Below are 10,778 nucleotides of genomic sequence, written 5' to 3'. Positions count from 1 at the left end.
ACTTGCGGAGCGATGTCCACTGCAAAAAGTCGCGGACGAGATATGGGGTCGTCACCTTACTCTCAGTGAGCCAGCATTCAACATCCTTTTGGGTGCATTGCTGGAGCGTCTTTTCCTGTCTATCTAACCACTCCAAAAACCTGACGGCGATCCGTAACCGCAATTTCATTGAGTGCAAAGCCCAGCGTGTCAGGCGTTGGTGTTGAATTTTCCCACGGAGTCGACGCACTATACGCCATTCAGCAAACATCATAATGAGAAGACGATGCTGGTCGGGCACTTCGGCTCTGAAGACCTCGAGCCAGTGGTCAATGTGGGCGGCCATTCGATTCCTCACTGGCAGTCCACCTGCTTCCACAAGGATTGAGCGCACGAACTCCGCGTGGCCGGGGGACGTATGTTTGTCAAGTGCGGAATGTGAGAGTGCTGTTTGGCCTTGCGCGATGGAGTGGAGCAGAGCCGCGCTTCCTGTTTTCAACCAATTCACCACGGAGATGGGCTTTCGGCTGAGTAAGGTCTCCATTACCCGGTTCAGATGTGGGGTATTTGATGAAGCACCTTGGAGATTCAGTAACTTCGGAAGGGCCACGTGCCGCAGATAACAGTCAACACAATACCCCTTTGCATAGCGCGGTTTTTGCTGCCCGCAGTGCACACAACGGCTTGAATCCTCCCAACCAGCGCACGGCCGGCAAATGATCTGCCGCTTCTCGAATGGGACGGCCATGCCCATATTTCTACATCTTGTACATTCCTTCGGCTTTTGCCTAAATTCTTCGGCACAATGATTACAGACGGGGCCACCTGGCCAATACGCCGTCACAGGTTTCTTTTCACCGCACCACACGCACTGCACGAGTGGACGGCCGGCGCACTCTGCACATAAGGGCGTCGGCCCTAGAAATCCTTGGCACAACTTTCGTTGACCACAGTTCGAACAGATGCGTATGCGTCCGGGTCGCCTTGGCCGCCGGCGCACGTGCAAAGGGTCTTTGCCGTCCCGGATCGCCATATAACAACACATACACAAGGCCCTTCCGTCACGTCGACTCTGGACTGGTCTCTGCTGACCACAGAGCGAACAGGGCTCAGTGTGACGAGGGTAACACGCCCCGCAGATGGGGCTTCCGGCTCTCTTCACCACAACGGGACCGAAGCTCTGACATACTGTGCAGGTAGCCAACTGAGAGGGATGGCATTTCCAACATTGGTGACAAATTGGCTGCCCATTCAAATGCCTTACGACCCTACGGGCATTGCCGCAGGTGCCACAGATTTTCTTTTGGGCCGCACGACACCGGACACACACCCGACGTTGATGAAGGATGCGCTTCAGGAGTCGTTTTTCGTTGCAGATCGGACAGATCCCAACAGGCGCCATGGCTTCCGTCTCTTACTTCGGTCGATGGACACGTGTCTTAATGAGGGACAATCGACCTGATGATTTTGTCTCTCCGGCTGCAGCAAGCTTTTTCCTTTCTTGACGGTCTACCTGTTTGATGGTGATCAGATCATTCGGTGTGCAGGCGAAGATGTCACATAACGCAGCCAGCAGATCCAGTGTGAGACGGAGAGGCGCCTGGGCAACGAGTCGATACACTTGAATGCGAGACAACTGGACTCCCCGTTGCGCCAGCATCGGGACCAGCTCTGTAGTCGAATGAAAATGATGCTGCTCCATCACTTTCTTGAGATTCCATTCAGCGGCCATTTTCTTGGTCACCTTACTCCTCCTTTGGCCGATAGAGGCGTTCAAGCGCCTGTTGCAGTTGGTGGTTTTTGAAATCACTGCTGACATGTGTATAGATGGCTGTTGTCGAGAGAAATGCGTGCCTGCGTATTCCGCTGAATCCGGCCACCGATTCCGAGCGAATCCGGCCACCCCTCGGAGCCCCGCGACGCAGGGCCTCAGTGCTCTGTCTTCAGTGGCCGACTTCCGTCCGATTTGGCTAACCGTTTGCGCATTGATTCTCCTTTCAAAGTGATCTTATAGGCATTGTGGACGAGCCGGTCAAGAATCGCGTCGGCCAGTGTCGGCTCCCCGATCGCCGTGTGCCAGTGATCGATCGGGAGTTGACTGGCCACGAGGGTGGCCCGACGTCCATGGCGATCATCGAGGAGTTCCAAGAGATCTCGGCGATGCTCGTCGGTCAACGGGGCCAGCCCCCAGTCATCCAGCACCACGAGGTCCGTCTTCGCGAGACTCCGGAGCACGCGGCCATAGCGGCCATCGCCTTTGGCGATCGCCAGGTCCCGGAAGAACCGCGGGAGTCGCAAATACAGGGCGGAGCACCCCAACCGACAGGCCATCTGGGCCAGTGCACAGGCCAGGTACGTTTTGCCCGCGCCAGTCGGCCCCACGATCAACACATTGTCATGACGGCGAATCCACTGACCCGTGGCCAGGGACGCGATCACGCTTTTGTCCAGCCCCCGGGGATGGCGATAATCGAGATCTTCCAGCGTGGCGTGGCCGGGGAACCGGGCCTGGGCCAGCCGCCGCGCCAACCGGTGATTGTCCCGGACCGTGCACTCGCGATCGACTAATAGCCCCAGCCGTTCCTCGAAGCTGAGCCGCTGGACGTCGGGCATCTCCAATTGCTCCGCCAAGGCGATGGCCATGCCGGTGAGCTTCATCGCCTCCAGCGCCGTGAGTGTGGGATGACGTAACATCAGAACCCTCCTTCCTGTTGGTAATAGGTGGTGCCGCGCAGATGGGCGTGCTCGAACGGCAGCGGGACCGTCAGCACCGGCTCGGGGAGCGGCTGTTGGTCGAGTCCGGTCTTTAAAATGGACTGCACACTCTTGTAGGTGAACGCCTCCAGCGCCTGCGCCCGCCGGCAGGCGGCTTCGAGTCGCGCCACGCCGTACGCACGCTCCAGGCGGAGAATGCCCAGACAGGAGCGATAGCCTTGCTCGGGATGCGGCCGCCGCGCCAGGAGTTCGGCCACGACGGTTCCGGTCGCGGGCCCCACGGTCTCGGCCCACTGGATCAGGCGGGAGGGAGACCATGCCAGATATTGCTGATGCGCCGAGGGGAGATGCGCCACCACCGTCGTATGCCGACCCCGCTCCGCACTCCGCACATGGCTCGCCACCCGCTGGTTTTTGTGGAAGCACTCGACGGTGGTCACGGTCAGCCGCACATCGAGGGCCGTATGGACCAACGGCGACGGGACGCTGTAGTAGTGGCCCTCGACCTCAAGATGCGAATCGATATTCACCCGCGCCGTCCGCCACTCGGCATAGACGTAGGGCTCGGTGGGCAGCGGCTGCAAGGCGGGCCGGTCCACCGCGTCGAACTGAGACTGTCGACAACCAGGGAGTTTCTTGAAGGGGCGGCGATTCAGCCGGTCCAAACAGGCGGCGATGGCGATATTGAGCTCCGCCAGACTGAAGAAGGGGTGATGCCGCAGACAGGCCAGGATCCATCGTTCGACGAGCAGGACGCCCGCTTCGACCTTCGCCTTGTCGCGCGGTTTGCGCACCCGAGCCGGAATCACCGCGACATCGTAGTGCCGGGCCAGATCGGCATAGGTCGGGTTCAACTCGGGCTCATAGCGGCAGGCCTTGGTGACGCCGCTCCGTAAGTTATCGGGCACGATGATTTCCGGCACGCCGCCGAACGAGGCGAAGGCGCGCGTATGCGCACCAATCCAATCCGGCAGCGTTTGGGTCCAGGTGGCCTCGGCGTAGGTGTAATTGGAGGCCCCCCACACCGCGACGAAGATCTGGGCTGGCCGCACCTCGCCGGTCTGCCGATCCTGGACCGGCACGGTCTGGCCCGCATAGTCAACGAAGAGTTTCTCACCGGCACGATGCTCCTGCCGCAGACACCGATCCAGGGTGGCCCGCCAGGCCCCATAGCGATCGCAAAAGCGGCTGTACTGATAGCCGGCCGGATGCTGGGCTTTGTACTCCTGCCAGAGGAGCGCCAGGGTGACACCCTTCCGCGTCAATTCCTGGTGCACGGTCGCCCAGTCCGGCACAGCCCGCGGCGGGCCGGTCGGCGAGGGGGCCACCGGATACAGCCGGGTTTCCAGCTGCTGATCGTCCAGGTCCTCCGGGAACGGCCAGGTCAGCCCGGCCGCCGTGGCCCGATAGAGCGTCTCGGCGACCGTGCTCCGCGCCACGCCACAACTCGCGGCGACTTGTCGGTTACTGAGCCCACAGGCCCATTTCAGTCGCAGAATGTCTTTGATCTTTCGCATGGTCACTCGCTCCGCTGGCATCGGTTCCTCCCTCATAAATTGGAAGGGACACGATACCCAAGGGTGAGGAGGACCTGCGTCGCGAATGGCTCCAGAACGATCGGACGGCGGCGAGCCGCCTGTTATTCCGAGGGATGTCGGCCACCGATTCCGAGAGGACTCGGAAAAGTGGCCGACTTCCGGTCGGAATCAGTGGCCGCGTTCCGTCGGAATGGGTGGCCGACTTGCGTCGGAATCAGTGGCCGGCTTGGGTCGGAATACGCACTGAGACGCTTAAACTCGCCTATTTCTTCTGGAGCACCGGGTAGCCAAATGCATAAATCCACTTGTCTGCATCAGGGGCATTGGCCCTGGCAAGCTCTTTGGCTGGTGTATGGCAAGGAAGACAATCCGTCTTGTAGTTTTTCGACACTGTTCGTTTCGGATCTTCTGCGTTGAACAGAGACCAGGCCCATCCATCTCCCCAGAGGCTCGACTCTTTGTGCCGGCCTTTGGTGTCGCGCACGAGTACGAACCACCCTTTAATAGTGGTTGCGTGGCCGACGGCCAATCCTGTCGTCATCGACATCGTCGTGGCATTCAACAGTTCTTTGACTAACACGGCGCCATCAGGAAATTGGCCAGTCTTCTTGTAGTACGCAATGGTTTCCGGCTGGGTATACACCACATGGTACTCGTGAAGGCCTGGACCCATCTTCTCGAGAGCCTCGCCAGTATTGGCATGCGCCCACGTCCCCAACGTCGGCCACTCTGTATAATTGGCCGGCACGCGAAGGGCTCCGGTTGCCGCATCGACCACATTGGGCACGAAGAGCGGCTCTGCTTCGGCCCGCAAGGGGCTGCTCTGAAGCGCCACGGCAACACACGCCATACCCATGACAGACCAGATCTTGTTCATCATGCCCCTCCAGTTGTTGTAGAGCCCATTCGATTGTCCTCGCACATCCTGCCTGCATCGGGTGCAAACAGCCTCGTTCGCGCTGTCGTTCAAGCGTGGTATTCAGCGCGTCCTAGAAACATCCAGACGCGTACTCCGCATAATCTTCCTCCGAACACACGAGAGCCCCGTGGTGGCATCAGATCACGTCTCGGCAACGCCGGCCTTCGCACGCAACCATTCCTCAGATGGTACCGGCGTCTGATTGGGCCACATACGTGAACGGCGTCATGTAGAGAACAGTACCGCAGAGACTGTGTGGGGGTCTGTCATGAATATGACAAGTCAGATGAATTGCATTTGGGGCGTCTAAGGGGAAGGCCGTGTGCCGAACGGTAGACTCTCCCACTGGAGATAGTGGGCTAGATCAGCTTCATTCCTCTGCGAGAGGGAGTATCTTTTGAACATGAGTCTGCACGAGCGGCGGCAGGGTTTCCGCTGCTCGTGTTGTCACTGGGAGAGTTGGTGTTTTAATCGCTCAAGGCTTCGTATGCAGAGGTAGGATCTGGTCGAGGAAATGAGTTCCTTCTGATGCAGCTTGCCCAAGACGGCGCTGACGCTCGGTCGGGCGGCTCCGACAATTTCTGCGAGCTCCTCATGGGTCAGCCGAATATCCATCGCATAGCCAGGGCCGTGGCCACAGGGTGTCCCTCCGAAGCACATCAGATCATACAGCACCATGGCCACGCGCTTTTCTAACGGGTCTGTCTGCTGCCACTGCAGCCGGCGGGAGAGGATCTGTAGCTGCGCGCCAAGCGCTTCGATCAGCAGCCGCTGCAGCTCAAGGCTGCTTTGCATGGCCCTCTCGGCAGACAAGCAGTCGAACTCAAGGACAGCGGTTGGGCCGTTGGCCAGCGCCACTTCCTCGAGCATCTCCAGATTTGGCACAAATGGGAGCTCCCCAAACAACGCGCCTCTCCCAAGAAGCACTCGTGTGACCTGTCGACCAGTTGATTGGATAGACGTAAGGCGAACGAACCCCTTCTCCACGGCATAGAATTTCTTGGCGGTGGAGGTGATGTGGATGGCCCCCCCATGCTTGAGGAGGTGCCGCCGAAATGCACACGCTGCCTTCAAAGCTGACAGTGTCCGCTGCATAAGCTCTTGGGGAAGATTCACGTGAGCCCCCTTTCAGATATTCGATTGCATTGCGCAGTGCGTATTCCGCTGAATCCGGCCACCGATTCCGAGCGAATCCGGCCACCCCTCGGAGCCCCGCGACGCAGGGCCTCAGTGCTCTGTCTTCAGTGGCCGACTTCCGTCCGATTTGGCTAACCGTTTGCGCATTGATTCTCCTTTCAAAGTGATCTTATAGGCATTGTGGACGAGCCGGTCAAGAATCGCGTCGGCCAGTGTCGGCTCCCCGATCGCCGTGTGCCAGTGATCGATCGGGAGTTGACTGGCCACGAGGGTGGCCCGACGTCCATGGCGATCATCGAGGAGTTCCAAGAGATCTCGGCGATGCTCGTCGGTCAACGGGGCCAGCCCCCAGTCATCCAGCACCACGAGGTCCGTCTTCGCGAGACTCCGGAGCACGCGGCCATAGCGGCCATCGCCTTTGGCGATCGCCAGGTCCCGGAAGAACCGCGGGAGTCGCAAATACAGGGCGGAGCACCCCAACCGACAGGCCATCTGGGCCAGTGCACAGGCCAGGTACGTTTTGCCCGCGCCAGTCGGCCCCACGATCAACACATTGTCATGACGGCGAATCCACTGACCCGTGGCCAGGGACGCGATCACGCTTTTGTCCAGCCCCCGGGGATGGCGATAATCGAGATCTTCCAGCGTGGCGTGGCCGGGGAACCGGGCCTGGGCCAGCCGCCGCGCCAACCGGTGATTGTCCCGGACCGTGCACTCGCGATCGACTAATAGCCCCAGCCGTTCCTCGAAGCTGAGCCGCTGGACGTCGGGCATCTCCAATTGCTCCGCCAAGGCGATGGCCATGCCGGTGAGCTTCATCGCCTCCAGCGCCGTGAGTGTGGGATGACGTAACATCAGAACCCTCCTTCCTGTTGGTAATAGGTGGTGCCGCGCAGATGGGCGTGCTCGAACGGCAGCGGGACCGTCAGCACCGGCTCGGGGAGCGGCTGTTGGTCGAGTCCGGTCTTTAAAATGGACTGCACACTCTTGTAGGTGAACGCCTCCAGCGCCTGCGCCCGCCGGCAGGCGGCTTCGAGTCGCGCCACGCCGTACGCACGCTCCAGGCGGAGAATGCCCAGACAGGAGCGATAGCCTTGCTCGGGATGCGGCCGCCGCGCCAGGAGTTCGGCCACGACGGTTCCGGTCGCGGGCCCCACGGTCTCGGCCCACTGGATCAGGCGGGAGGGAGACCATGCCAGATATTGCTGATGCGCCGAGGGGAGATGCGCCACCACCGTCGTATGCCGACCCCGCTCCGCACTCCGCACATGGCTCGCCACCCGCTGGTTTTTGTGGAAGCACTCGACGGTGGTCACGGTCAGCCGCACATCGAGGGCCGTATGGACCAACGGCGACGGGACGCTGTAGTAGTGGCCCTCGACCTCAAGATGCGAATCGATATTCACCCGCGCCGTCCGCCACTCGGCATAGACGTAGGGCTCGGTGGGCAGCGGCTGCAAGGCGGGCCGGTCCACCGCGTCGAACTGAGACTGTCGACAACCAGGGAGTTTCTTGAAGGGGCGGCGATTCAGCCGGTCCAAACAGGCGGCGATGGCGATATTGAGCTCCGCCAGACTGAAGAAGGGGTGATGCCGCAGACAGGCCAGGATCCATCGTTCGACGAGCAGGACGCCCGCTTCGACCTTCGCCTTGTCGCGCGGTTTGCGCACCCGAGCCGGAATCACCGCGACATCGTAGTGCCGGGCCAGATCGGCATAGGTCGGGTTCAACTCGGGCTCATAGCGGCAGGCCTTGGTGACGCCGCTCCGTAAGTTATCGGGCACGATGATTTCCGGCACGCCGCCGAACGAGGCGAAGGCGCGCGTATGCGCACCAATCCAATCCGGCAGCGTTTGGGTCCAGGTGGCCTCGGCGTAGGTGTAATTGGAGGCCCCCCACACCGCGACGAAGATCTGGGCTGGCCGCACCTCGCCGGTCTGCCGATCCTGGACCGGCACGGTCTGGCCCGCATAGTCAACGAAGAGTTTCTCACCGGCACGATGCTCCTGCCGCAGACACCGATCCAGGGTGGCCCGCCAGGCCCCATAGCGATCGCAAAAGCGGCTGTACTGATAGCCGGCCGGATGCTGGGCTTTGTACTCCTGCCAGAGGAGCGCCAGGGTGACACCCTTCCGCGTCAATTCCTGGTGCACGGTCGCCCAGTCCGGCACAGCCCGCGGCGGGCCGGTCGGCGAGGGGGCCACCGGATACAGCCGGGTTTCCAGCTGCTGATCGTCCAGGTCCTCCGGGAACGGCCAGGTCAGCCCGGCCGCCGTGGCCCGATAGAGCGTCTCGGCGACCGTGCTCCGCGCCACGCCACAACTCGCGGCGACTTGTCGGTTACTGAGCCCACAGGCCCATTTCAGTCGCAGAATGTCTTTGATCTTTCGCATGGTCACTCGCTCCGCTGGCATCGGTTCCTCCCTCATAAATTGGAAGGGACACGATACCCAAGGGTGAGGAGGACCTGCGTCGCGAATGGCTCCAGAACGATCGGACGGCGGCGAGCCGCCTGTTATTCCGAGGGATGTCGGCCACCGATTCCGAGAGGACTCGGAAAAGTGGCCGACTTCCGGTCGGAATCAGTGGCCGCGTTCCGTCGGAATGGGTGGCCGACTTGCGTCGGAATCAGTGGCCGGCTTGGGTCGGAATACGCACTGAGACGCTTAAACTCGCCTATTTCTTCTGGAGCACCGGGTAGCCAAATGCATAAATCCACTTGTCTGCATCAGGGGCATTGGCCCTGGCAAGCTCTTTGGCTGGTGTATGGCAAGGAAGACAATCCGTCTTGTAGTTTTTCGACACTGTTCGTTTCGGATCTTCTGCGTTGAACAGAGACCAGGCCCATCCATCTCCCCAGAGGCTCGACTCTTTGTGCCGGCCTTTGGTGTCGCGCACGAGTACGAACCACCCTTTAATAGTGGTTGCGTGGCCGACGGCCAATCCTGTCGTCATCGACATCGTCGTGGCATTCAACAGTTCTTTGACTAACACGGCGCCATCAGGAAATTGGCCAGTCTTCTTGTAGTACGCAATGGTTTCCGGCTGGGTATACACCACATGGTACTCGTGAAGGCCTGGACCCATCTTCTCGAGAGCCTCGCCAGTATTGGCATGCGCCCACGTCCCCAACGTCGGCCACTCTGTATAATTGGCCGGCACGCGAAGGGCTCCGGTTGCCGCATCGACCACATTGGGCACGAAGAGCGGCTCTGCTTCGGCCCGCAAGGGGCTGCTCTGAAGCGCCACGGCAACACACGCCATACCCATGACAGACCAGATCTTGTTCATCATGCCCCTCCAGTTGTTGTAGAGCCCATTCGATTGTCCTCGCACATCCTGCCTGCATCGGGTGCAAACAGCCTCGTTCGCGCTGTCGTTCAAGCGTGGTATTCAGCGCGTCCTAGAAACATCCAGACGCGTACTCCGCATAATCTTCCTCCGAACACACGAGAGCCCCGTGGTGGCATCAGATCACGTCTCGGCAACGCCGGCCTTCGCACGCAACCATTCCTCAGATGGTACCGGCGTCTGATTGGGCCACATACGTGAACGGCGTCATGTAGAGAACAGTACCGCAGAGACTGTGTGGGGGTCTGTCATGAATATGACAAGTCAGATGAATTGCATTTGGGGCGTCTAAGGGGAAGGCCGTGTGCCGAACGGTAGACTCTCCCACTGGAGATAGTGGGCTAGATCAGCTTCATTCCTCTGCGAGAGGGAGTATCTTTTGAACATGAGTCTGCACGAGCGGCGGCAGGGTTTCCGCTGCTCGTGTTGTCACTGGGAGAGTTGGTGTTTTAATCGCTCAAGGCTTCGTATGCAGAGGTAGGATCTGGTCGAGGAAATGAGTTCCTTCTGATGCAGCTTGCCCAAGACGGCGCTGACGCTCGGTCGGGCGGCTCCGACAATTTCTGCGAGCTCCTCATGGGTCAGCCGAATATCCATCGCATAGCCAGGGCCGTGGCCACAGGGTGTCCCTCCGAAGCACATCAGATCATACAGCACCATGGCCACGCGCTTTTCTAACGGGTCTGTCTGCTGCCACTGCAGCCGGCGGGAGAGGATCTGTAGCTGCGCGCCAAGCGCTTCGATCAGCAGCCGCTGCAGCTCAAGGCTGCTTTGCATGGCCCTCTCGGCAGACAAGCAGTCGAACTCAAGGACAGCGGTTGGGCCGTTGGCCAGCGCCACTTCCTCGAGCATCTCCAGATTTGGCACAAATGGGAGCTCCCCAAACAACGCGCCTCTCCCAAGAAGCACTCGTGTGACCTGTCGACCAGTTGATTGGATAGACGTAAGGCGAACGAACCCCTTCTCCACGGCATAGAATTTCTTGGCGGTGGAGGTGATGTGGATGGCCCCCCCATGCTTGAGGAGGTGCCGCCGAAATGCACACGCTGCCTTCAAAGCTGACAGTGTCCGCTGCATAAGCTCTTGGGGAAGATTCACGTGAGCCCCCTTTCAGATATTCGATTGCATTGCGCAGTGCG

Annotated in this window: 9 protein-coding genes; all 9 read right to left on the bottom strand. The window is 60.2% G+C overall.

Going from position 1 to position 10,778, the window contains the following annotated elements; translation table 11 throughout:
• Positions 1-1,393 precede the first annotated feature (1,393 nt).
• Positions 1,394-1,723: a helix-turn-helix domain-containing protein gene (locus QWI75_RS10000; RefSeq protein WP_053380500.1), complete on the bottom strand. Its 330-nt coding sequence runs from the start codon at positions 1,721-1,723 to the stop codon at positions 1,394-1,396.
• A gap of 185 nt (positions 1,724-1,908) precedes the next feature.
• A complete protein-coding gene (istB, locus tag QWI75_RS09995) occupies positions 1,909-2,673 on the bottom strand; it encodes an IS21-like element helper ATPase IstB (RefSeq protein WP_289268509.1) in 765 nt (254 codons plus the stop codon).
• Positions 2,673-4,211, bottom strand: coding sequence for an IS21 family transposase (gene istA, locus QWI75_RS09990; RefSeq protein ID WP_289271643.1), 1,539 nt, complete (start codon positions 4,209-4,211; stop codon positions 2,673-2,675). The genes istB (QWI75_RS09995) and istA (QWI75_RS09990) overlap by 1 nt, the downstream gene beginning before the upstream one ends.
• A 283-nt stretch (positions 4,212-4,494) precedes the next feature.
• Positions 4,495-5,112, bottom strand: coding sequence for a cytochrome P460 family protein (locus tag QWI75_RS09985; RefSeq protein ID WP_289268511.1), 618 nt, complete (start codon positions 5,110-5,112; stop codon positions 4,495-4,497).
• 486 nt (positions 5,113-5,598) lie between these two features.
• Positions 5,599-6,267, bottom strand: coding sequence for a Crp/Fnr family transcriptional regulator (locus QWI75_RS09980; RefSeq protein WP_289268510.1), 669 nt, complete (start codon positions 6,265-6,267; stop codon positions 5,599-5,601).
• Positions 6,268-6,378: 111 nt separating this feature from the next.
• Positions 6,379-7,143 carry an IS21-like element helper ATPase IstB gene (gene istB, locus QWI75_RS09975; RefSeq protein ID WP_289268509.1) on the bottom strand — a complete coding sequence of 255 codons (765 nt, stop codon included), beginning with the start codon at positions 7,141-7,143 and terminating at the stop codon, positions 6,379-6,381.
• The gene (istA, locus tag QWI75_RS09970) at positions 7,143-8,681 is read right to left on the bottom strand and encodes an IS21 family transposase (protein ID WP_289271643.1); all 1,539 of its coding nucleotides are present in this window, start codon (positions 8,679-8,681) and stop codon (positions 7,143-7,145) included. Before istA (QWI75_RS09970) ends, istB (QWI75_RS09975) begins: the two co-directional genes overlap by 1 nt.
• 283 nt (positions 8,682-8,964) lie before the next feature.
• Positions 8,965-9,582 (bottom strand): cytochrome P460 family protein, encoded by a 618-nt coding sequence (locus QWI75_RS09965; protein ID WP_289268511.1) that lies wholly within the window; start codon positions 9,580-9,582, stop codon positions 8,965-8,967.
• 486 nt (positions 9,583-10,068) lie between these two features.
• Positions 10,069-10,737, bottom strand: coding sequence for a Crp/Fnr family transcriptional regulator (locus QWI75_RS09960; RefSeq protein ID WP_289268510.1), 669 nt, complete (start codon positions 10,735-10,737; stop codon positions 10,069-10,071).
• Positions 10,738-10,778: the final 41 nt, after the last annotated feature.

This window comes from Nitrospira tepida (assembly GCF_947241125.1).
Classification (GTDB): Bacteria; Nitrospirota; Nitrospiria; order Nitrospirales; family Nitrospiraceae; genus Nitrospira_G; species Nitrospira_G tepida.
Note: the sequence above shows the minus strand (reverse complement) of the source record. Positions and strands in the feature narration are given on the sequence as shown.

Coding starts and splice junctions, on each gene's coding strand:
- istB (WP_289268509.1), bottom strand. CDS start 7,143: ATGTTACGTCATCCCACACTCACGGCGCTGGAGGCGATGAAGCTCACC.
- QWI75_RS09985 (WP_289268511.1), bottom strand. CDS start 5,112: ATGATGAACAAGATCTGGTCTGTCATGGGTATGGCGTGTGTTGCCGTG.
- istA (WP_289271643.1), bottom strand. CDS start 8,681: ATGCGAAAGATCAAAGACATTCTGCGACTGAAATGGGCCTGTGGGCTC.
- istA (WP_289271643.1), bottom strand. CDS start 4,211: ATGCGAAAGATCAAAGACATTCTGCGACTGAAATGGGCCTGTGGGCTC.
- istB (WP_289268509.1), bottom strand. CDS start 2,673: ATGTTACGTCATCCCACACTCACGGCGCTGGAGGCGATGAAGCTCACC.
- QWI75_RS09965 (WP_289268511.1), bottom strand. CDS start 9,582: ATGATGAACAAGATCTGGTCTGTCATGGGTATGGCGTGTGTTGCCGTG.